At 74.0% G+C, this 19,595-nt stretch carries 18 protein-coding genes; 10 read left to right on the forward strand and 8 right to left on the reverse strand.

Annotation, left to right across the window (positions count from 1 at the left end; genetic code table 11):
* The first annotated feature begins 3 nt into the window (after positions 1–3).
* On the forward strand, positions 4–2,178 hold the full coding sequence (locus tag ACFXMG_RS33305) for a hypothetical protein (RefSeq protein ID WP_383818418.1): 2,175 nt from the start codon (positions 4–6) through the stop codon (positions 2,176–2,178).
* A 143-nt stretch (positions 2,179–2,321) separates the two neighbouring features.
* Here ACFXMG_RS33305 and ACFXMG_RS33310 read toward each other — a convergent pair whose 3' ends face one another.
* Both ACFXMG_RS33310 and ACFXMG_RS33315 read right to left on the reverse strand, forming a co-directional pair.
* Positions 2,322–4,505, reverse strand: coding sequence for a putative bifunctional diguanylate cyclase/phosphodiesterase (locus tag ACFXMG_RS33310; RefSeq protein WP_383818420.1), 2,184 nt, complete (start codon positions 4,503–4,505; stop codon positions 2,322–2,324).
* The gene (locus tag ACFXMG_RS33315; RefSeq protein ID WP_383818421.1) at positions 4,502–5,314 is read right to left on the reverse strand and encodes an SAM-dependent methyltransferase; all 813 of its coding nucleotides are present in this window, start codon (positions 5,312–5,314) and stop codon (positions 4,502–4,504) included. Before ACFXMG_RS33315 ends, ACFXMG_RS33310 begins: the two co-directional genes overlap by 4 nt.
* Positions 5,315–5,868: 554 nt before the next feature.
* Here ACFXMG_RS33315 and ACFXMG_RS33320 point away from each other — a divergent pair.
* The 3 genes from ACFXMG_RS33320 to ACFXMG_RS33330 all read left to right on the forward strand — a co-directional run bounded on the left by ACFXMG_RS33320 (position 5,869) and on the right by ACFXMG_RS33330 (position 8,085).
* On the forward strand, positions 5,869–6,510 hold the full coding sequence (locus ACFXMG_RS33320) for a hypothetical protein (RefSeq protein WP_384903034.1): 642 nt from the start codon (positions 5,869–5,871) through the stop codon (positions 6,508–6,510).
* 85 nt (positions 6,511–6,595) lie between these two features.
* Positions 6,596–7,360 carry a hypothetical protein gene (locus ACFXMG_RS33325; RefSeq protein ID WP_383818424.1) on the forward strand — a complete coding sequence of 255 codons (765 nt, stop codon included), beginning with the start codon at positions 6,596–6,598 and terminating at the stop codon, positions 7,358–7,360.
* Between the two features lie 164 nt (positions 7,361–7,524).
* The gene (locus tag ACFXMG_RS33330; protein ID WP_383818426.1) at positions 7,525–8,085 is read left to right on the forward strand and encodes a hypothetical protein; all 561 of its coding nucleotides are present in this window, start codon (positions 7,525–7,527) and stop codon (positions 8,083–8,085) included.
* Positions 8,086–8,159: 74 nt separating this feature from the next.
* On the opposite strand, the gene ACFXMG_RS33335 is transcribed toward ACFXMG_RS33330, so the two are convergent.
* The gene (locus tag ACFXMG_RS33335) at positions 8,160–8,645 is read right to left on the reverse strand and encodes a hypothetical protein (protein WP_383818427.1); all 486 of its coding nucleotides are present in this window, start codon (positions 8,643–8,645) and stop codon (positions 8,160–8,162) included.
* 469 nt (positions 8,646–9,114) lie between these two features.
* Here ACFXMG_RS33335 and ACFXMG_RS33340 point away from each other — a divergent pair, with 469 nt between their 5' ends.
* Complete coding sequence (locus tag ACFXMG_RS33340) at positions 9,115–9,777, forward strand: class F sortase (RefSeq protein WP_383818428.1); 663 nt, start codon at positions 9,115–9,117, stop codon at positions 9,775–9,777.
* A gap of 64 nt (positions 9,778–9,841) precedes the next feature.
* On the opposite strand, the gene ACFXMG_RS33345 is transcribed toward ACFXMG_RS33340, so the two are convergent.
* On the reverse strand, positions 9,842–11,122 hold the full coding sequence (locus ACFXMG_RS33345; protein WP_383818429.1) for an extracellular solute-binding protein: 1,281 nt from the start codon (positions 11,120–11,122) through the stop codon (positions 9,842–9,844).
* 222 nt (positions 11,123–11,344) lie between these two features.
* Complete coding sequence (locus tag ACFXMG_RS33350; RefSeq protein ID WP_383818431.1) at positions 11,345–12,217, reverse strand: polysaccharide deacetylase family protein; 873 nt, start codon at positions 12,215–12,217, stop codon at positions 11,345–11,347.
* A 69-nt stretch (positions 12,218–12,286) separates the two neighbouring features.
* Here ACFXMG_RS33350 and ACFXMG_RS33355 point away from each other — a divergent pair, with 69 nt between their 5' ends.
* Positions 12,287–12,769: a universal stress protein gene (locus ACFXMG_RS33355; protein ID WP_383818433.1), complete on the forward strand. Its 483-nt coding sequence runs from the start codon at positions 12,287–12,289 to the stop codon at positions 12,767–12,769.
* A 13-nt stretch (positions 12,770–12,782) separates the two neighbouring features.
* Here ACFXMG_RS33355 and ACFXMG_RS33360 read toward each other — a convergent pair whose 3' ends face one another.
* Positions 12,783–14,024, reverse strand: coding sequence for a CapA family protein (locus ACFXMG_RS33360; RefSeq protein ID WP_383818435.1), 1,242 nt, complete (start codon positions 14,022–14,024; stop codon positions 12,783–12,785).
* Positions 14,025–14,374: 350 nt separating this feature from the next.
* On the opposite strand from ACFXMG_RS33360, the gene ACFXMG_RS33365 reads away from it, so the two are divergent.
* From ACFXMG_RS33365 to ACFXMG_RS33380, 4 genes are all read left to right on the forward strand, one after another.
* Complete coding sequence (locus ACFXMG_RS33365; protein ID WP_383818488.1) at positions 14,375–14,932, forward strand: sigma-70 family RNA polymerase sigma factor; 558 nt, start codon at positions 14,375–14,377, stop codon at positions 14,930–14,932.
* Between the two features lie 25 nt (positions 14,933–14,957).
* Positions 14,958–15,371: a PaaI family thioesterase gene (locus ACFXMG_RS33370; protein WP_383818489.1), complete on the forward strand. Its 414-nt coding sequence runs from the start codon at positions 14,958–14,960 to the stop codon at positions 15,369–15,371.
* 83 nt (positions 15,372–15,454) lie between these two features.
* Positions 15,455–16,027, forward strand: a complete 573-nt coding sequence (locus ACFXMG_RS33375; protein ID WP_383818437.1) for a hypothetical protein — start codon at positions 15,455–15,457, stop codon at positions 16,025–16,027.
* Between the two features lie 94 nt (positions 16,028–16,121).
* Complete coding sequence (locus ACFXMG_RS33380; protein WP_383818438.1) at positions 16,122–16,595, forward strand: hypothetical protein; 474 nt, start codon at positions 16,122–16,124, stop codon at positions 16,593–16,595.
* Between the two features lie 4 nt (positions 16,596–16,599).
* Here ACFXMG_RS33380 and ACFXMG_RS33385 read toward each other — a convergent pair whose 3' ends face one another.
* Positions 16,600–17,811, reverse strand: a complete 1,212-nt coding sequence (locus ACFXMG_RS33385; protein WP_383818439.1) for a histidine kinase — start codon at positions 17,809–17,811, stop codon at positions 16,600–16,602.
* Positions 17,808–19,577: a cation acetate symporter gene (locus ACFXMG_RS33390; RefSeq protein WP_383818441.1), complete on the reverse strand. Its 1,770-nt coding sequence runs from the start codon at positions 19,575–19,577 to the stop codon at positions 17,808–17,810. The genes ACFXMG_RS33385 and ACFXMG_RS33390 overlap by 4 nt, the downstream gene beginning before the upstream one ends.
* Positions 19,578–19,595 lie beyond the last annotated feature (18 nt).

Here is a 19,595-nt window from a genome sequence, read left to right on the forward strand (position 1 = left end):
GGGATGGACCACGCTCTCGAACGTCTGCTCGTCCGGCACACCCTCCGCCTCCCCGCCCCCTCCGGTCCCGCCGGGGACGGCTCCGCCGCCGCCCTCCAGTTCGACGCCGCGCTGAGGACGGCGGGGTTCGCCCTCTCCTCCCCGCTGCTGAGGGAGCTGTCCGGCCGGTCCGCCGAGACCGTCGTCGAACTGGCCCGGTGGGCGCTGGAAGCGGTCCGCGAGCGCGTCGGGGACCACGTACAGCACAACAGCTACTTCCTCGACTTCCCGGCCAACGTCCCCGACACGGCCGAGTTCTGGCTGTCGTGCGTCCTGAAGGCGCTCGACGACCCCGAGGCCCGGGAGGAGGTCGAGGCGCAGCTGAGCGCCGGGGTCCTGAACCTGCTGACGCTGCCCACGTACGGCCGATACCAGCACACGTACGAAGAACTGCTCGCCGCACACGCGGAGTTGACCCCCGCGAGCGGCGACCGGCTGACCGTCCTGCACCTCGGCGGCCCCTTCGGGGAGGAACTCAGCACGCTGTACGTGTCGTTGGCCGGTTCCGTCACCCCTCTGGGCGACGAGCACCTGGCCGATGTGGCGGTGCTCGCCGCGCACTGCGCGGACGGTCCGCAGCCCACCGAGATCCCGGTCCGGGAGAACCGCGCCGTGGTCAACGCGGCCCGGCTGCGGACCGGTGCCGCGCCGCTGCTCGACACGGTCACGGACGTGCTGCGCTTGGCGTGCGCCCTGTCGGACGGCGACGTGACACTCCGCGAGCGCACCCGCTTCCGCGCTCTGTCCCGCCCCCGGCGGCGAGCCCTCCTCGCGGGCCTGGACGCGGTCGTGGCGGCGGCTCCGGAGAAGCTGGCCGACGTGGGGCAGTACCGGGAGGCGTGGAAGCGGCTCGGGGAGCGGCTGCATCCGCACGAGTACCCGGCGTGGCCGCACGCGGCGGAGGTGTTCGCGGTGGCCCGGGGCGAGGTGCGGGCGCCGTCGCTGGACTCCCGGGTGGAGGCGCTGCTCGCCCGTGACGACGTGCCGGGGGCGGTGGAGCTGCTGGCGGCGGCGCCCGGGCGGCTCTTCCGGGCCCTGGACCGGCTGCTGCGGACGGCGGCGGACGAGGCCAGGCGGGAGGCGGTGCTCACGGCGGCGGAGCGCGCGGCGCCGCTGGTGGCGGGCCGGGTGGTGCTGTCGGTGTGGGAGCACCTGCTGAACCGGCACGACCGGTCGGGCGCTCCCCGGCGCCTGTTCGTGAACCGGAACGGCAGCGCGTGGGTGACGGCGGACACCCGCCAGGACCTGCCGAGGGACGTCCAGCGGCGGCTCCTCGCGCTGCTCGACGGGGAGACCCGGCGGCGGCTTCCCGCGGCGGGCCGCGTGCTGGTCGACCCGGGGATCCTGGACGTGGCGCTGCCGCTGAGCGGCCGGGCCTCGTCGGGCGGGTTCGGCGTGCTGCCGCGCGGCTCGGTCTCCGCGGTCGACGGCGAGCTGCTGCGGTTCTTCATGTACTGGAAGGAGACGCGGCACAGGACCGACCTGGACCTGTCGGCGCTGCTCCTCGACGAGCGGTACGCGACGATCTCCTGGCTGTCGTACACCGAGCTGACCACGGTGGAGGGCCGGCACTCCGGGGATGTGACCGAAGCCCCTGACGGCGCTTCGGAGTTCATCGAGCTGCGGCTCGGCGCGGTGCGCGGCACGTTCGTGGTGCCGCACGTGCACGTGTACGCGGGCGAGGACTTCGAGCAGGTCGCCGAGTCCTTCTTCGGGTACATGCTCCGGGAGGGCGAGCAGGGCGGGCGTCCCTTCGAGCCGCGCACGGTCCGGATGAAGTCGGAGCTGCGCGGGCCGGGGCGGGTGGCGCTGCCGGTGGCCTTCCGGCGGGACGAGGAGGGGCGGTGGCACGCGCACTGGCTCCACCTGTGCCTGCGGGGCACGCCGGCGGCCAACCGCGTCGAGGACCACCGGGTGTCGCTGGCGGTCCTGCTGCGCGGGGTGGTCGAGCACACTCCCGTGACGGTGCGTCACATCGTCGAGTTGCTGCGGGAGTCGGGGGCCGAGGTCACGGAGTGGTCCGGCGGCGCGGTGCCGGAGGAGCCGGTGACGTACCTGGGTCTCGACCGGCCCGAGGGGTTGGCTCCGGACTCCCGGGTGGTCACGCCGGAAAATCTGCGCGACCTGATCCCCGCCTGAGTGTTACGGTCGTTCCGGGGCGAGGCCATGAAGGGGCTTCCTTCTCATACTTCTGATGACATAGTCCCTTCGCTTTCCTCGCCCCCATTCGCTTCACCGGTGTGGGCCCGGTCCTCCTGAGGACCGGGCCCACACCCGTGTGCTCACACCGCGTCGGCGAGGACCAGCGAGTGGATGCGGTCCGGGGCGCCGGGGCGGGCGTAGTACCAGCCCTGGGCGGTGTCGCAGCCGAGTTCGCGGAGGCGTTCGGCCTGGGCTGCGGTCTCCACGCCCTCCACGGTGACGGCGAGTTCGAGGCTGTGGGCCAGCGAGACGATGCCTTCGACGATCTTCAGGTCGACGGGGTCCACCGGGTGCTGCTGCATGCCCCGGGTGAAGGAGCGGTCGAGCTTGAGGACGCTCACGGGGAGGCGGCGCAGGTTGGCGAGGTTGGAGTAGCCGGTGCCGAAGTCGTCGAGGGCGATGTCGACGCCCATCTCGGCGAGTTGGCGCAGGGGCTTGAGGAGGTCTTCGTCCGCGCCGATCAGGGCGGACTCGGTGACCTCCAGGCAGAGCGCGCCCGGCGCGAGGCCGGCGCGTTCCAGGACGTCGACGGTGTCGGCGACCAGCCGGGGGTGGTGGAGCTGGGTCGGCGACAGGTTGACGTTGATACGGAGCGGGGTCGTGGTCCCGGGGTCGTCGAGGTGCCAGGAGCGGGCCTGGCGTACGGCCTCCTGGAGGACCCAGCGGCCGAGCGGCACGATGAGTCCGGTGTCCTCGGCGAGGGGGATGAAGCGGTCGGGGCCGAGGACGCCGTGCTGGGGGTGGCTCCAGCGGACGAGGGCCTCGGCGCCGTGGACGCTGCCGTCGTCGAGGTGGACGAGCGGCTGGTACTCGATGAAGAACTCGCCGCGTTCCAGGGCGGTCGGCAGGGCGGTGGTGAGGCCGTGCCGGGTGATGGCGCGCGCGTCGGCCTCGGGGTCGGCGAGCTCGAAGCGGTTGCCGCCGGCGGACTTGGCCCGGTACATGGTGATGTCGGCGCTGCGCAGCACCTCGGCGGCGGTGCGTTCGCCGGCGGGTCCCTCGACGACGCCGAGGCTGCCGCGCACGGTCAGTTCGCGTCCGTCGACGCCGACGGGGGTGGCCAGGGCGGCGAGGATGCGGTCGGCGAGCGCGGCCGCGTCCCGTTCGCCGTCGGTGCCCGGGTTGGTGGTGAGGGCGACGAACTCGTCGCCGCCGAGCCGGGCGACCATCTCGCCGGGGCCGGTGGCGCACGCCTGGAGCCGGTCGGCGACCTCGACGAGGAGCCGGTCGCCGACGGAGTGGCCGAGGCTGTCGTTGATGGCCTTGAAGCCGTCGAGGTCCAGGTAGCAGAGGCCGAAGCGGCCGTCCTCGCCGGCCGTGGCGGGGGCCAGGGCCTTCTCCAGGCGCTCGAAGAACAGCGTCCGGTTGGGCAGCCCGGTGAGGGCGTCGTGGGTGGCCTCGTACCGCAGGCGCAGGTGGAGCAGGCGCCGTTCGGTGATGTCCTCCATGAGCGCCAGCTGGTACTGGGGGAGGCCCTCGGCGTCGCGGAGGAGGGAGACGGTGAGGTTGGTCCACAGGACCGTGCCGTCGCCCCGGTAGTACGGCTTCTCCACCCGGTACTGCTCGCGCTCGCCGCGCACCAGCTCCTCGTAGAGCCGCCAGACGTGCGGCCCGTCCTCGGGGTGGACCCACTCGCTGACGTTGCGGTTGCGGACGTGGGCCTCGACGCCGCCGAACATGCGGGTCATGGTGTCGTTGATCTCGACGATGCGCCCGTCGAGGTCGGAGATGCCGATGCCGATGGCGGCTCCGTCGAAGACGGCCCGGAAGCGGCTCTCGGTGGCGTGCAGGGCGATCTCGGCGGCGCTGCGGGCGGAGAGCGCGGAGCGGGCGATGGCCTCCTGCTCGGCGCGGGTCCGCTCGCGCAGGGCCGTGGCGTAGCCGGTGGCCATGGCGTGCTGGAGGCGGGCGCAGCGGGCCCGCAGTTCCTCGGCGGCGAGCTCGGGGTCCGTACCGCAGTAGAGGACGAGGTACGAGTCGACGACGCCGAGGCTGCGGCCGAGCGCGTCGGGGTCGGTGCAGTGGGCGTCGACGAGGCCGGTGCCCGCCCGCTGGGCGGGGGCGGTGTCGAAGGGCCGGGCGAGCAGCGCGTCGCACAGCAGGCGGGCGAGCGGGAGGAGGTGGACCTCGAACTCGGCGCGGGTGAGGGAGGTGGCGGTCACCGGGAAGATGGCCCGGCTCCAGATGGTGACGAACCGCCTGAGTCTGTCTTCCGGGCCGTCGGCTTCCGCGGTGTGCCCGGACGGCTGCGACGGCACCTTCACGCCTTGCGCCCCACGCCCGCGAACCCGGAGAAGGCGTACGGATCCTCCTCCTCGGCCGGGGTGTCCGGCCGCCACAGGGGCATGGAGACGAGGCCGGGCTCGACGAACTCCGTGCCGTCGAAGAAGCGGGCGATCTCGTCCCGGGAGCGCATCACCAGCGGGTTGCGGGTGCTGCGGTAGACGTCGACGGTGCCGCTGGCGCGCTCCTCGTCCACGGGGATGCCCTCGTAGGAGGCGTGGGTGAGGACCAGGAGGCTGCCGGGGGCGAGCGCGTCGAGGAGTTCGGTGACGGCCTCGTGCGGGCGGTCGGCGTCCTCCAGGAAGTGCAGGACGGCGACGAGGAGCAGGGCGACGGGCCGGTCGAGGTCGAGCAGTCCGGTGACCTCGGGGCTGTGCAGGATGTCGGCCGGCTTGCGGAGGTCGGCGGGGACGACGAGGGCGTGGTCGACGTCCTCCAGGACGGCCCGGCTGTGGGCGACGGCGACGGGGTCGTGGTCGACGTAGACGATCCGGGCGGCCGGGTCGGCGGCTTGGGCGACCTCGTGCACGTTGCCGAAGGTCGGTATGCCGGAGCCGATGTCGAGGAACTGGGTGACGTCGTTGTCGACGGCGAAGCGGACGGCGCGGCGCATGAACGCCCGGTTCGCCTGCATGATCTTGGGGAGACCCGGCAGGAACTCCATGGCCTTGCGGGCCGCTTCCCGGTCCACTTCGAAATTGTGCGAGCCGCCCAGATAGAAGTCGTACATACGGGACACGCTCGGTACCGAGATGTCGATACCCGGCGGAGCCCAGGCGGGACGCTCCATCAATGTCTCCAACAAGTCGCCATGGGGGATGCGGCCCCGTGTTCGCGGCCGTGTTCGAGGTGAGGCTACTGATCGCCCGCCGAGAGAGCGAGTAGAAACGGAAATTCGCGGTCCGTTCTTGGTCACACGCCTTTGGCACGTGCGTGCGGAACGAAGAGTTCACGCCTTCAGGCCGTGCACTTTCACGTGCATATGATCGTGCGTCGGCTTTCCGGGCCTCTGTCGCGGGCCCCTCGCGCGGCCCGCGCACCGCCCGTACCTCGGTGGTCGGCGGCCCGGGACCCGTACACCCGCGGAGCACACACCCTCCGGGCGTCACCGCGACAGGGCGACAACCGGACAGTTCTTCCGAACGGGCCGCGTGATGACACCCGTCGGCCATTCCATGCCCCTTCACACCCCCCGTCCACACCTCTGAGAGCGGCCCGATCCCCGCCCGGAATCGGTCCGTCGGCGGCGAAACGTCAAACCGCGCATCCGAAGATCCCCACCATCCGGGGAATCAGGCCGCATTCGGGCCCCGGTTCGGCGTCCATGTGTTCAAGCTCGTCGGCGTGTCTCTGTACGGATCACCCCTCACGCGGTCGCTGGCGGCCGCCGGACTGGTGTGGCTGCTCGCCGCGCCCGTCCCGGCGGCCGCCGACTCCTGCGCCTTCGCCACGGTCGGGCCGAACGGCTCGCACACCTCGGTGGCGGTCGTCGGCCCGGGCTCCTGCTCGCCGCCGCCGAAGCCGACCCCGCCGAAAACATCGCCGCCGCCCCGGCCGGAACCGCCCGAGCCCCCGAAGCCGCCGGCGCCTCCGAAGCCGCCCGCGCGGCCCCTGCCGCAACCCCCGCCCCTCCTTCCCGGACCGGCACCCGCTCCGGCGCCCGCGCCCGCGCTGCCGCCCGCGCCCTCCCCCGTACGGCCGCCCGCCACCACCCCGGCACCGCGGCCGGCCGCCCCGGCACCGCCCTCCCCCGCGCCCACCACCCCGGCGCCGCCCGAGGAACCGCCGGCCCCCGCGCCGCCGGCCCCGCCGCCGAGCCCGTCGGCCGCGCCGCGCCCGGCGCCCGCGAGCCCGGTCGCGCTGCCCCACTACCAGCGGGCCTCCCGGCCCCAGCCGAAGCGCTCCTCGTCACCCGTCACCACGATGCTCCTGATCACCGCGCCCGCCGTCATCGCCACCGCGATCCTGCGCCCGCGCTCCCGCTGATCCGGCCCCGCGCCCCACGAATCCCCCGAGCTCTGCCGAGCTCCCCCGAACGACCCCGAACTCCCGTGAGGAAGACCGAAGAACCATGTCCGAATGGCTCGTCCTGACCCTGGCGATGGCCGCCGCCTGCGCCGTCGTCCTGACCATCGTCGTCATCAACCACCGCCGGATCCCCGAGGACGACGACCCCAGCGAGACCCCCGACGTCATCGAGTACATGACGATGATGATCGGCGTGATCTACGCGATCGTCCTCGGCCTCGCCATCGCCGGCGTGTGGGAGGCGCGCGGCTCCGCCCAGGAGGTGGTGCGCCAGGAGGCGCAGGCCATGCACGAGATCTCCGAACGCGTCGAGGTCTACCCGGTGCTGGTCCGCACCCAGATCCGCGCCGACGTCGACGCGTACGTCGACTACGTGGTGAACGAGGAGTTCGCGCACATGGCGGAGGAGGGCGAGACCAGCGCGGAGGGCGACGCCCTGCTCCAGAAGGTGCGCCGCGGCGTGACCGACTACCAGCCCGCCAACGACTTCGAGGGCCAGGCGTACCAGCCGCTGGTCGACCAGGTGATGGTCGCCGACGACGCGCGCGGAGCCCGCGGCCAGAGCGCCGGGGAGACCATGCCGGGCGTCGTCTGGTTCGGCCTGATCATCGGCGCCCTGGTCTCGGTGGGGCTCATCTTCACCCTCCAGATCCGGCGCACCGGGCGCGAAGTGCTGCTCGCGGGCCTCTACAGCGCCCTGATCGCCTTCCTGCTCTTCCTCATCTGGGACTTCGACGCGCCGTTCGGCCGCGGTCTGGCCGCCACGGCCGGGCCGTTCACCGCGCTGTTCCCGCAGGTCACCGGCTGACGGCGGGGGCCGGACTGGGCCGCCCGGGGGACATCGGTGACCCATTCGCACGTCTGGGATCGCGGCTGTGATAGTGCGCTCCTAGCGTTTCGGGCAACGAGGTGCACGCAGGCTCCTCGCGGCCACTCCGCCGCGGCCGGCCCTCGGGACCCGGAGGAATCACCATGCGCGCGATACGTGCGTCGTCCACCGCCCTGCTGGGGGCGGCCGTCCTCGCCCTGGCCGCCCCCGTCACCGTCGCCCACGCGGCCGACGGTGCGCCCGCGCCGAACCCGCGGGTGCGGGGTGCCAAGGCCCCGGGCGATTTCGTCGTCTCCCCCTCGCTCGTCGCCCCCGGAGGCCGGGTGACGCTCAGCGCCCCCGGCTGCTCCAGCACGGCGACGGCGACGGCGGGCATCTTCGACACCGTCCAGATCGCACCCGGTTCGACCGTCACCGCCACCGTGGACGCGGACGCCAAGCGCGGCGCCGTGTACACGGTGGCGTTCAACTGCTCGGGCGGCGTGCAGGACACCGTGGACCTGACCATCAGCGGTCTGGCCACGCTGTCGCCCACCGCCCGCTCGACGGTGCTGCTCACCCCGCGCGGTGTGCAGGGCGGTCTCGGCGGCTCGCAGAGCGGTGTCGAGCCGGGGCTGGTGGCGGCCGGTACGGCTCTGGTGCTCGTCGCGGGCGCCGGCACGGCGTACGTGATCCGGCGCCGGCACAGCGACCGCCGGCACTGAAGCCCGCCGCCCCCGGGTCCCTTGCGGAACGCGGGGGCGGCGGGCACAGCAGGCCGACAGGGAGGTTCGACCGGTCAGGCGCCCGTGCCGGACATGCGGCGGCGACGGAGGACGAAGACGCCGCCGCCGAGCGCGGCGGCGGCGACCAGGCTGCCGCCGACGGCCATCTCGGTGGAGCTGGGCGCCAGCGAACCGCCGAGACCACCCAGGGCGCCGCGGCCCGCGAGCACGCGGAACGGGTGCGTGACGACCTTGGAGTTGTCGCTGCACTTGACGGCCAGGTTGTAGTTGCCGGGCGTGGCGTTGTTGTAGACCCGGGCGATGGCGCTGGACAGGCCGTTGGAGTTGACCGAGAGGTGGGTCTCCGGGAAGGCGTTGGACGTGACGGTGCCGCCGTGACCGCAGCCCTTGACCGTGACCGTGATCGTCGACCCCGCGTGGACGTCGAAGGGGTTGACTTGGACGTTGCTGGGACCGTTGGTGGCGGCGGCGAGTGGCGCGGCCAGGGCGACCGCCGCGAACGCGGTGGCGGTCACCGCCAGAGTGCGTGCAGCACGCATGGTTGAACCTCCAGAGGAAGACGCCCCGAAGCGGTGCTCCGGGAGATTCGACGAGTACGCCTTCCATGACGAACCATCACAACTCGGGCACCGCCCTGCACCTCGGCGCTGGGCCGGTCCGGTGAGCGCCCGTGCCGCCGATCGAGTTGCGCCGGAGGTCACAACCGCAGGTCAGGGGCGCGCGAAACGATTGTCCGACGAGTACTCGGATGGGTCAGCGCCCTGTCACCCGGGCCGCCCAGCGGCTCCCGGAGGCCCGCGTCCGCGGAGCTTCTGACGGGGCATCGGATCCCGTCGGCTCCCATCGGCTCCCGCCGGCTCCCGCCGTCCCACCCCGCGGCCTCCCGCCGGAGGCGCCCTCGGCGCGTCGCCACCCGTACGGCGGGGGTGGGCTACCCGTTCGGGCCGCCCGGAGCGCAGGGGTGCGCGGGCGCCCTTACCGTTCACACGTCGCCACGAAGGGAGAACCATGCCCCCGAAGGACTTCCGCGTCCCTGAGCGCAGGAGACGACAACCCTGGGGCGTCCTGGCCCTCGCCATGCTGTCCGGACTCGCGATGATGCGCAACGGCGTGGACCTCGCGGGAGGCCCCCCGCAGCCGGCCGCCGCGGCCCGTCCGGTGGCGCGTCCGGTGGTCCCGCCGCCCGCGGAGGCGTCCGCGGGCCTCCAGGCGCTGCCCTTCGCGCCCGCGTCGCGGGTCCGCATCCCGGCGATCGACGTGGCGGCCCCGGTGATGGACGTGGGGCTCGACCCGGACGGCTGGGTGGCGGCCCCTCCCCCGCAGGACCGCAACCTGGCGGGCTGGTACCAGAACGGCATCGCGCCCGGCCAGCGCGGCACGGCGGTGATCGTCGGGCACGTGGACAACAACAGCGGCCCGGCGGTCTTCTACGGTCTCGGCGCCCTGGAGAAGGGCCAGCACGTCGAGGTCGAGCGGTACGACGGACGAGTGGCGGTCTTCGAGATCTACGGCGTCGAGGTCTACTCCAAGCAGGACTTCCCCGGCCCGCAGGTCTACGGCGACACCGGCCACCCGGAGCTGCGGGTGATCACCTGCGGCGGCGGCTACACCCGGGCGAACGGCTACGACGGCAACGTCGTCGTCTACGCGCGGATGGTCGGCTCCCGCTGAGCGGCGCGCCCCGCCCCGCCCGGCCGCACGGACGGGCGGGGCGGGGCGTGCCGGGTGGGCTTCCCTAGGACTTCTTCGTCATCTCCTGGACGTCGCGGGCGATGTCGTTCAGGACGGCCTGGGGGTCGGCGGAGGGGGCGACGGCCTTGCCGATGTTCCGTTTGATGGTGTTGCTGACCTGGAGCCACGAGGGTTCGTTGACCGGGTAGAGCTCGGCGCCGCGCAGGGCGTCGAGGAACTGGCTGTCGCCGGGGTCCGCCGCCGCGCCCTTGGACTCCTGGTTCGCCGAGACCGTCGAGGGCAGCAGGTGGTAGCGGTCGGCGAACTCGTTGAGGTTCTTGTCCTCGTAGACGAACTCCAGGAAGGAGCCGACCAGTTCGCGGTTGCCGTCCCGCTTGAAGGCCATCATCCAGTCGGCGACGCCCGCCGCCGGAGGCACCTGCCCGTCCGGCAGGTTTCCGGAGACCGGCATGCTGAGCGTGCCGACCTTGATGCCCTTGGCCCTGGCCTCGTGCAGGAGCGACGGATAGCCGTTGAGCATGCCCACCTGGCCGCGCAGGAAGGCGGTGAAGGCGTCCCGCCGGTTGAGTTCGCCCGGCGGGACCGGACCGGTCAGGCCGGGCGTGATCAGGTTGTCCTTGATCCAGCGGAAGGTCTGGGTGTTCTGCTCGGAGGCGATGCTGTAGCCGCCGTAGCGGCCCGCGTATCCGCCCCCGTTGCTCAGCAGCCAGATCAGGGTCTCGGCGTGCGCCTCCTCGGGACCCAGCGGCAGGGCGTACGGGTAGGTCACGCCCTCCTTCTTCAGCTTGCCGGCCGCGTCCTTGAGGTCGGCCCAGGTGCGCGGCGGCTCCGCGCCGGCCTCGTCGAACAGCTCCTCGTTGTAGAACAGCAGCCGGCTGCTGGCCACGAACGGCAGGCCGTAGAGGGCGTTGTCGACCCGGCCCGCCTCGGCGAGCGGCGGCAGGAAGTTGGCCTCCGCCCTGATCGACAGCAGCTCTCCGGCGGCGTAGAGGCGGCCCTGCGCCGCGAAGTCGGAGTAGGCGCCCATCAGGGCCACGTCCGGGGCGTTGCCCTCGTCGACCAGCCGGGTGACCTCGCGGTCGACGTCGTCCCACGGGTAGAGCGTGACCTCGACCTTCTTGCCGGGGTGGGCGGCGGTGAAGGCGGCGGTCAGCTTGTCCCAGTACGCCTGCGAGCTGTTCGCCGGGCTGGTGCCGTACTCGGCGGCCACGAGGCGCAGTGTCGTCCCGTCGCCGTCCGCGGAGGAGCCGCAGGCGGTGACGAGAGAGCCCAGCAGGCCGAGTGCGGCCACGGAGGCGGTCGCGCCGAAGAGTCTTGGTCGCACGGATGTTCCTCTTTGCTTTTGGACAGTGCGACCGGAATTCTGCCTTGGCTCGGGGCATATGGCGCCCTGCTCAGGCAGGTTGTGGCCCTTGCTCCAACCACGCGGCCCGGGCCTGGTGTCTTCGACCAGACGATGGTCCGGACCGCACCCCTCCCGGTCCGGGCCGGGAGGGGTGGGGGCCGGTTCGGACGGTCCGGTCGTTCGCGGACCGGAACACCGCCGTCAGCGCCGCGGCAGGGCGATCGTGTAGCCGTCCTCCAGGAGCGCGGGCAGGTAGCGGCGGAGCGCGGCGACGCTCTGGGAGCGGTTCCCGCCGGCGTCGTGCGACAGGACGATGACGCCGGGCCCCGCGCCGTCGAGGACCCGGCGGACGATGGTGTCGCTGCCGGGCTCCTTCCAGTCGAGGGTGTCCACGGACCAGGCGAGCGGTTCCATGCCCAGTTCGGCGCCGATCTCGAAGGAGTGCCGGTTCCAGGCGCCGTACGGGGCCCGGTACCAGAGCGGCGCGGCGCCCAGCGTCCGCTCCACCACCTCGCTGGTGGAGCCGAGTTCGTCGCGGATGCGGGAGGGCCGGAGCTTCGGCACCAGCGGGTGCGACCAGGAGTGGTTGCCGACCACGTGCCCGTCGTCGGCCATCTCCCGCAGCAGGTCCTGGTTCTCGACCGCCATCTCCCCGCAGACGAAGAACATCGCCCGGCAGTCGTACCGCCGCAGGGTGGCCAGGATGGCGGGCGTGTAGCGGGGGTCGGGGCCGTCGTCGAAGGTGAGCACCATGGAGCGGCCGACGCCGGTGAGCGAGAGGAAGGGCCGCTGCCGGACCGGCGGCATGGCCCGGGGCCGTACGGCGGGGGCGTACGCGGTCATGGGCTGGAGCCGGTACGCGGAGGGGCGCAGCCGGGGCGCGGCGGCGGGCGGTCCGGCGGCTGGCCCCCCGGCGCCGGGCGGGCGCCGGGACGCGGCGGCGGGGCCTTCGGGTGGGCCGTCGAAGGCCCCGAGCCGTTCGGCGGCGAGCGCGCCGGCCGTGACGGTGACGCCGAGCGCGGCGGCGAGCCGCAGCACCGACCTCCGGCCGGTGATCTGCTGATCGTTTTTCATGACCAATGGTTCGTACGGGGAGGGTCGCGGCCCCCTCACCGACACCGGGCCGCCGTCCGATTGCACCCGATGGGCCGATACCCTCGAAGGGTGAGCGAACAGCGGGCCGAGCGGTTCGAACGGGGCACCGACGGCCCCAAGGTGATCATGGCCGGGGTCGACGGCTCGTCCTCGTCCCTGCGGGCGGCGGCGTACGCGGCCGGTCTGGCCCGCCGGCAGAACGCGCTGCTCGCGCTGGTCTACGTACAGCCGCTGATCGCGGCCGGCGCCTCGCTGGGCGCCCCGGTGACGGGGACCACCGAGGAGATCGCGGAGGAGCTGGCCGAGGAGATCCGCGCGTCGGCCGAGAGGGTCAAGGACCTGTGGCGGGTGCGCTGGGAGTTCCGCACCTTCAAGGGCGACGCGTACGCGGGGCTGGTGCGCGCGGCGGAGGAACTGACGGCGGACGCCGTGGTGGTGGGCGCCTCGGAGTCGGCCGGGCACCGTTTCGTCGGCTCGGTGGCCGTGCGGCTGGTGAAGGCGGGCCGCTGGCCGGTCACGGTCGTCCCCTGACCGGCCGGCCTCCTCACTTGCCCATGGTCAGGCCGTCCTTGTCGGCGCCCCGGCCGAGGACGACCTGGCGGATCGTCTCGCGGATGCCGGGGTGGCGCGGGTCGGAGCCGTCGGCGGCGCCGAGGTTGACCACCCGGCCGCGTCCGGTGTCGAACCACTGGGGCACGAACTCGGCCTTGGTGACCTCCCAGCGCCCGCCGGGCTTCTTCGGCGGGGCGAAGGTGAAGCGGCCGATGCTGCCCTGGTTGCCGCGCGGGTCGAAGACGCCCTGGTGGTTGATCATGTCGCCGGCGATCTGGTCGCCCATCCCGTAGATCACCCAGGTGCCGTTGACCTTCTCGTACGCCTGGGGCACGTGGGCGTGGGTCCCGACGATGAGGTCGATGTCGGGGCGGCCCCCGGTGCGGGAGGCGGTGAGGGAGCGGGCGAGCGAGAGCTGCCGCTCGTCGGGCGCGGTCTGCCACTCGCTGCCCCAGTGGACGCTGACCACGACGACGTCGGCGCCGGCGGCGCGGGCCGCACGGGCGTCGGCGAGCACCTTCTGCTCGTCGAGCAGGTTCACCGCCCAGGGCTGCCCCGCCGGGAGCGGGTAGCCGTTGGTGTCGTAGGTGTACGCGAGCTGGGCGACGGTCGCGCCGCCCGCCTTGAGCAGCGTGGGGCGGGCCGCCTCGGCGGCGGTGCGGGCCGAGCCCGCGTGCTTCACGCCCGCCGCGTCGAGGGCGTCGAGGGTGCGGCCGAGACCGGCGGCGCCGTCGTCGAGGGTGTGGTTGGAGGCGGTGGAGCAGGAGTCGTAGCCGGTGGCCTTGAGCGCGGTCGCGACCTCGGGCGGGGACTTGAAGGCGGGGTAGCCGGTGTAGGGCCCGCCGTCCTTCCCGTACACGGTCTCCATGTGGCAGATCGCGAGGTCGGCGCGGGAGACGACCGGTTTCACCCCGGCGAACATGGGGCGGAAGTCGTAGCCGCCGTCGCTCGCGTCGGCGGCGGCGCGGCGGATGATCGAGTCGTGCGGGAGGACGTCGCCGGAGGCCACCAGCGTGAAGCCGGCCGGCTTCGGGGCCGGGGCGGCCGGGCGGGGCGCGGTGGAGCCGCCGGGCGGGCCGGGCGAGCCGCCGGGGGCCGGGGAGCCGCCGCCGGGGCCGCTCTGGCTGCACGCGGCGACGACGGCGAGCAGGGCGCCGGCGACGGCGGTGGAGCCGGCCCGGGCGGCCCGGCCGCGCGTGCGGCTCGATCCGGTACCTCTCGGTCCTGTGGTCATGAGGACTGCCACCCCGATCATCGGAAGAACATCTGTTCTGCCGAATTCATCTCCCGGGCGGCCCCCAGTCAAGGGACCGGGCCGCCGGGGGCCGAGAACCCCACCGGATCGGACGCATGACCGCCGTCCGACCGGCCGCCTGACCGCCGCCTACCCGCCGCCCGACCGCTCGCCGTGCCATTCGCCGCTCGTTACGACCGTTCGTCGCAGACCGTTGTCCGTTCCCTGTCCCCTCCCGCCCGGATGGGTTCGTATACGGCGCGGACGACGAACCGCGGAGCGGGCGGGGAAGGGTGGCAACCATGACGACGGCAACGGCGCCGGCGGTGACGACGGCTACGGCGACGGTGATGACGGCGGTGACGACCGACGAGCGGACGCTCCAGGAGCTCCAGCGGGAGCACGGCTCCGCGCTGCTCTCCTTCCTGCTGGGGCTGACCTACGGCGACCGCCAGCGCGCCGAGGACCTGGTCCAGGAGACCCTGGTCCGGGCCTGGCTCCACCCCGAGGCGTTCAGCGGCGCGTACGACTCCATGCGGCCCTGGCTCTTCACCGTGGCCCGCCGGCTCGCCATCGACGCCCGCCGCTCCCGGCTGGCCCGCCCGGCCGAGATCGGCGACGGGGTGCTCGCCGTGACCCCCGATCCCTCGGACGCCACCGAGTCGGCCGAGGCCGCGCTCGACGTCCGGGCGGCGGTACGGGAACTGAGCCCGGAGCACCGCGCGGTGCTGGTCCGCCTCTACTTCCACGGGCTCACCGTCAACGAGGCCGCCGTCGACCTCGGGATCCCGGCCGGCACGGTCAAGTCCCGTTCGCACTACGCCCTTCGGCAGCTGGGCCGCTCGCTGCCCGGTTACCGGCCGCGCCGCGGCGCCGTTGCCCGGCCCCGGACCGCGGCCGCACAATGACGCCGTGACGCTCCCCGACACCGCCGTGCCGCTGACGCCCGCCGCGGCCGAGAAGATCCTCGCCGACCACTTCGCCCCGTGGGTCCTGGACCTGGGGCTCACGGTCGACTCCGTCGACGGCCACGAGGCCGTCCTCCGGCTCCCCTGGTCCGACCGGCTGGCCCGGGAGGGCGGCGGCCTCTCGGGCCAGGCCCTGATGGCCGCCGCCGACACGGCCACGGTGATCGCCGTCTCCGCGGCCCGCGGCGGCTTCGTCCCCATGACGACCGTCCAGCAGTCCACCAGCTTCCAGCGGGCGGTCCTCGGCGCCGACGTCCTGATCCGCGCCCGGCTCACCAAGCTCGGCCGCCGGATGGCCTTCGCCGACATCACCATGACCGCCGAGGGCACGGCCGAACCGGCCGCCCACGCGACCGCGGTCTACGCTCTGCTGGGCTAACACCCGCCTGCCCGACGGAAGGGGTCGAGTGGCCGCCGAGGGTCTATGCACTCGATGTATACGCAGTGCGTATAGTCGCGTCCATGGCTTCACGACCCCACACCCCCGCCCTCCCCCGTCTGTTCAAGGCCGTCGTCGTCACCGCGCTCGCGGTCGCGGCCGCGCACCTCGTCCTCTCCGACACGCTGCGCTTCGCGCTCGTCGCCGAGGCGTCCGCCGCCTTGGGGTCGCCGACCGGGTACGGCACCGCGCAGGTCTTCACGACCGCGCTGGTCAACACTTCGCTGGTCATGCCGCTCGTGCTCTGGGCCGGGATGCGGCTGAGCGGGGAGCGGAGGCTGGGGGCGACGGTGCTGGTGGGGAGCGCGGGGTGGATCACCGCCGTCTGGAACGGGATCGACGGCCTGGACGACTCCTTCGGCGCCGTCCTGCCCCTCCGGTCGCTCGCGCTCGTCGTCGGCGCCACCGCGCTCGCCTCGCTCGTCCGACGCCGCCCGGCCCCGGCCCCGGCCTCGGCCCCGGCTCCCGCCCCGGCTTCGACTCCGGCTCCCGCTCCGGCCCCCGCCCCGTCCGCCCCACCCGTACCGTCCGGCGCAGAAGACCCGTCCGCACCGATCCGGCCGGGGAACGTATCCGAAACCACACCGGCGAGTTGAGTAAAGCGGTCCACGCGGAGGCCCCGAGCGGAGGAGGCTCTGCTCGGGGTCCCGAGAACCGCGGGCCCCGAACGTCCGGGAGAAGGTGGGAGCGTTGCCGCCCGAGAGCACGAACGGCGCCGGCCGCAGGAGCGGCGGGGGCCTGGCCGTTCCGATGGCCTGGCTGTGCGCCGAGTACCTGGCCGACCAGTACCTGACCGCGGCCGGCCTCGCCGAGCCCGGCTCGCTGGAGCACCGCGCCTCCCTGCGGGCCCTGGCGCTCACGGTCCACCTGTCCGGGGAGCCCGCGGCCGACGAGTGGCTGCGCCTCACCGCGCACGAGGCGGGCTGGCCCGACTGGGTGGAGGAACGGCTCGCCGCGGCGGAGGCCGAGGACCCCGACGGCGCCGACCTGGCGCTCGCCCGGGACGCCTGGCGGGCGCTGCGGGAGACCTGGGTGCACGCCACCGACCTGGACGGCGTGCCCGGGGCCGGGACAGGACTCCTGGTGGACGAGGCGGCCCGTACCTGGCTGCCCGCCTGGCAGTTGGGGCTGCCGCTCGCCCATCTCGCCGTGTGGCTCTCCTGATCCGTCACCGCGCGGGCGAAGGATGCACCCCCGGACGGTACTTGGGGAAGCGCGCGGTCACCTTCATCCCTGCGCCGACGCCGGTCTCGATGACGAGGCCGTGCTCCGGCCCGTACACCTGGCGCAGCCGCTCGTCGACGTTGGACAGGCCGATGCCGGAGCCGCCCGGGTGCTCGCCGCGCAGCACCGCCCGCAGCCGCTCGGGGTCCATGCCGACGCCGTCGTCCTCGACGGTCACCACCGCCTCGGAGCCCGCGTCCCGCGCGGCGATGGTGACCCGGCAGCCCCGCTCCCGGTCCTGGAGCCCGTGCTTGACCGCGTTCTCCACCAGCGGCTGGAGGCAGAGGAAGGGCAGCGCGACCGGCAGCACCTCGGGTGCGATCTGGAGCGTCACCTTGAGCCGGTCGCCGAAGCGGGCCCCGGCCAGCGCCAAGTACTGCTCGATCGCCCGCAGTTCGTCGGCGAGCTGGGCGAACTCGCCGTGCCTCCTGAAGGAGTAGCGGGTGAAGTCCGCGAACTCCAGGAGGAGGTCCCGGGCCCGCTCGGGGTCGGTGCGGACGAACGAGGCGATCGCGGCGAGGGAGTTGAAGATGAAGTGCGGGGAGATCTGGGCGCGCAGCGCGCGGATCTCCGCCTCCACCATCCGGGTCCGGGAGCGGTCGAGCTCGGCCAGTTCCAGCTGGACCGAGACCCAGCGGGCCACCTCGGTCGCGGCCCGGACGAGCACCGCCGACTCCCGGGGCCCGTAGGCGACCAGCGCGCCGAGGACCCCCTCCTCGCCGGTGAGCGGGGCGGTCACCGCCCAGCGCAGCTCGCAGCCGGGGTCCGCGCACCCGGTGGGCGCGGAGCGGCTGCGGCCGGTCTCCAGGGTCGCGGCGGCCAGACCGGGCACGCCCGCGTGGTGGTGCGCCTCGCCGGGCCCGTCCCACGCGAGGACGGCCGACCCGTCGGTGAGGCAGAGGGCCTCGGTGCCGAGCAGCGAGCGCAGCGGGCGGGCCGCCCGGTGCGCGGTCTCCTCGGTCAGCCCGGCGCGCAGCGGCGGCGCGGCGAGCGAGGCGGTGTGCAGGGTGTGGAAGGTGGCCCGTTCGACGGGGGTGCCGAGGTCGAGGTCGGCGGAGCGGGCGCCGCGCCGGGCGGTGAGCCGGCCGAGGACGACCCCGGCGGCGAGGAGGACGGCTCCGGCGGCGCTCGCCGCCGCCCACGCGATGCCGCTCACCGGCGTGCCTCCTGGGCGGGTACGGGGGTGGTGAACGCCCCGGGGGCGGTGAACTCCCCCGGGGCGGTGAACTCCTCCGGCAGGTGCAGCCGGGCGAGGGTCGCCGCCGTGCCGGCCGGGACGCTGCGCGGGGTGGCGAGCGAGACCAGGATCATCGTGAGGAAGCCGAGCGGGACGGACCAGACGGCGGGCCAGGCCATCAGCGTGTGCGGCCAGCCCGCCGGGGCCAGCCCGGCGCGGGTGGCCATCACGGCGGCGAGGGCGGATCCGCCGCCGAGGAGGAGGCCGGCGGCCGCGCCGGGCGGGGTGAGCCGCCGCCACCAGATGCCGAGGACGAGAAGCGGGCAGAAGGAGGAGGCGGAGACGGCGAAGGCGAGCCCGACGGCGTCGGCGACCGGCACCTTGGAGGCGGCGACGCCGACGGCGAGCGGGACGGCGGTGGCGAGCAGCGTCGCGAGCCGGAAGTGCCGGACCGCGCGGGAGGGCAGCACGTCCTGCGCGAGGACGCCGGCGACGGACATGGTGAGCCCCGAGGCGGTCGAGAGGAAGGCGGCGAAGGCGCCGCCGGCGAGGAAGGCCCCGAGGACGTCGCCGAGCGCGCCGCCGACGATCCGGTCGGGCAGGACGAGCACGGCGGCGTCGGCGGAACCGGTGAGGGCGAGCTCGGGGGCGTAGACCCGCCCGAGGGCCCCGTAGAGCGCGGGCAGCAGGTAGAAGGCGCTGATCAGGCCGAGGACGACGAGGGTGGTGCGGCGGGCGGCCCGCCCGTGCGGGCTGGTGTAGAAGCGGACGGCGACGTGCGGCAGGCCCATGGTGCCGAGGAAGGTGGCGAGGATCAGTCCGTACGTGGCGTACAGCTGGTGCCCGTCGCGGCCACCGGCCAGCGGCTGGGACCAACCGAGAGGATCGGCGCCGTCGGCGCGCCGCTCGGGGACGGGGGTGCCGGGCGGGAGGGCGAGCACGGTGCCGCCCTTCACGTGGTGGGTGCCGGGTGCGAGGGTCACGGCCCGTTCCTCGTACCGGACGGCGTCGACCGTGCCGGTGACGGTGAGGGTGAGCGGGGCGTCGAGCCCGATGCGTACGGTGTCGCCGACCCGGACGACGGTGTGCTCGCGGAGCACGGCGGGCGCGTCGAAGCGAGCCCGGGGCGCCCCGTCCCCGTACCAGGCGGCCACCAGGAAGAAGGCGGGGACCAGCAGGGCGGTGAGCTTCAGCCAGTACTGGAACGCCTGCACGAAGGTGATGCTGCGCATCCCGCCCGCCGCGACCGTGCCGGTGACGACGACGGCGACGAGCAGGCCGCCGACCCAGTCGGGGGCGCCGGTGAGGATCTCCAGGGTCAGCCCCGCTCCCTGGAGCTGCGGCAGCAGGTACAGCCAGCCGATGCCGACGACGAAGAGGCTGGCGAGCCTTCTGACCTGCGGGGATTCGAGCCGGGCCTCGGCGAAGTCGGAGAGGGTGTACGCGCCGGAGCGGCGCAGCGGGGCGGCGACGAGGACCAGCAGCACGAGGTAGCCGGCGGTGTAGCCGACCGGGTACCAGAGCATGGCCGGGCCCTGGACGAGGACGAGTCCTGCGATGCCGAGGAAGGAGGCGGCGGAGAGGTACTCGCCGCTGATGGCGGCCGCGTTGAGCCGGGGCCCGGCGGTCCGGGAGGCGACGTAGAAGTCGGAGGTGGTGCGGGAGACGCGCAGGCCGAGGGCGCCGATGAGGACGGTGGCGAGGACGACGGCGGTGACGGCGGCGACCGCGTAGGTCTGGTTCATGCGGGGCGGTCCACCGGT

Source organism: Streptomyces sp. NPDC059201 (genome assembly GCF_042754585.1).
Lineage (GTDB): Bacteria > Actinomycetota > Actinomycetes > Streptomycetales > Streptomycetaceae > Streptomyces.

Coding starts and splice junctions, on each gene's coding strand:
- ACFXMG_RS33305 (WP_383818418.1), top strand. CDS start 4: ATGGACCACGCTCTCGAACGTCTGCTCGTCCGGCACACCCTCCGCCTC.
- ACFXMG_RS33315 (WP_383818421.1), bottom strand. CDS start 5,314: ATGGAGCGTCCCGCCTGGGCTCCGCCGGGTATCGACATCTCGGTACCG.
- ACFXMG_RS33325 (WP_383818424.1), top strand. CDS start 6,596: ATGTCCGAATGGCTCGTCCTGACCCTGGCGATGGCCGCCGCCTGCGCC.
- ACFXMG_RS33330 (WP_383818426.1), top strand. CDS start 7,525: ATGCGCGCGATACGTGCGTCGTCCACCGCCCTGCTGGGGGCGGCCGTC.
- ACFXMG_RS33335 (WP_383818427.1), bottom strand. CDS start 8,645: ATGCGTGCTGCACGCACTCTGGCGGTGACCGCCACCGCGTTCGCGGCG.
- ACFXMG_RS33340 (WP_383818428.1), top strand. CDS start 9,115: ATGCCCCCGAAGGACTTCCGCGTCCCTGAGCGCAGGAGACGACAACCC.
- ACFXMG_RS33350 (WP_383818431.1), bottom strand. CDS start 12,217: ATGAAAAACGATCAGCAGATCACCGGCCGGAGGTCGGTGCTGCGGCTC.
- ACFXMG_RS33355 (WP_383818433.1), top strand. CDS start 12,287: ATGGGCCGATACCCTCGAAGGGTGAGCGAACAGCGGGCCGAGCGGTTC.
- ACFXMG_RS33360 (WP_383818435.1), bottom strand. CDS start 14,024: ATGACCACAGGACCGAGAGGTACCGGATCGAGCCGCACGCGCGGCCGG.
- ACFXMG_RS33365 (WP_383818488.1), top strand. CDS start 14,375: ATGACGGCGGTGACGACCGACGAGCGGACGCTCCAGGAGCTCCAGCGG.
- ACFXMG_RS33375 (WP_383818437.1), top strand. CDS start 15,455: ATGGCTTCACGACCCCACACCCCCGCCCTCCCCCGTCTGTTCAAGGCC.
- ACFXMG_RS33390 (WP_383818441.1), bottom strand. CDS start 19,577: ATGAACCAGACCTACGCGGTCGCCGCCGTCACCGCCGTCGTCCTCGCC.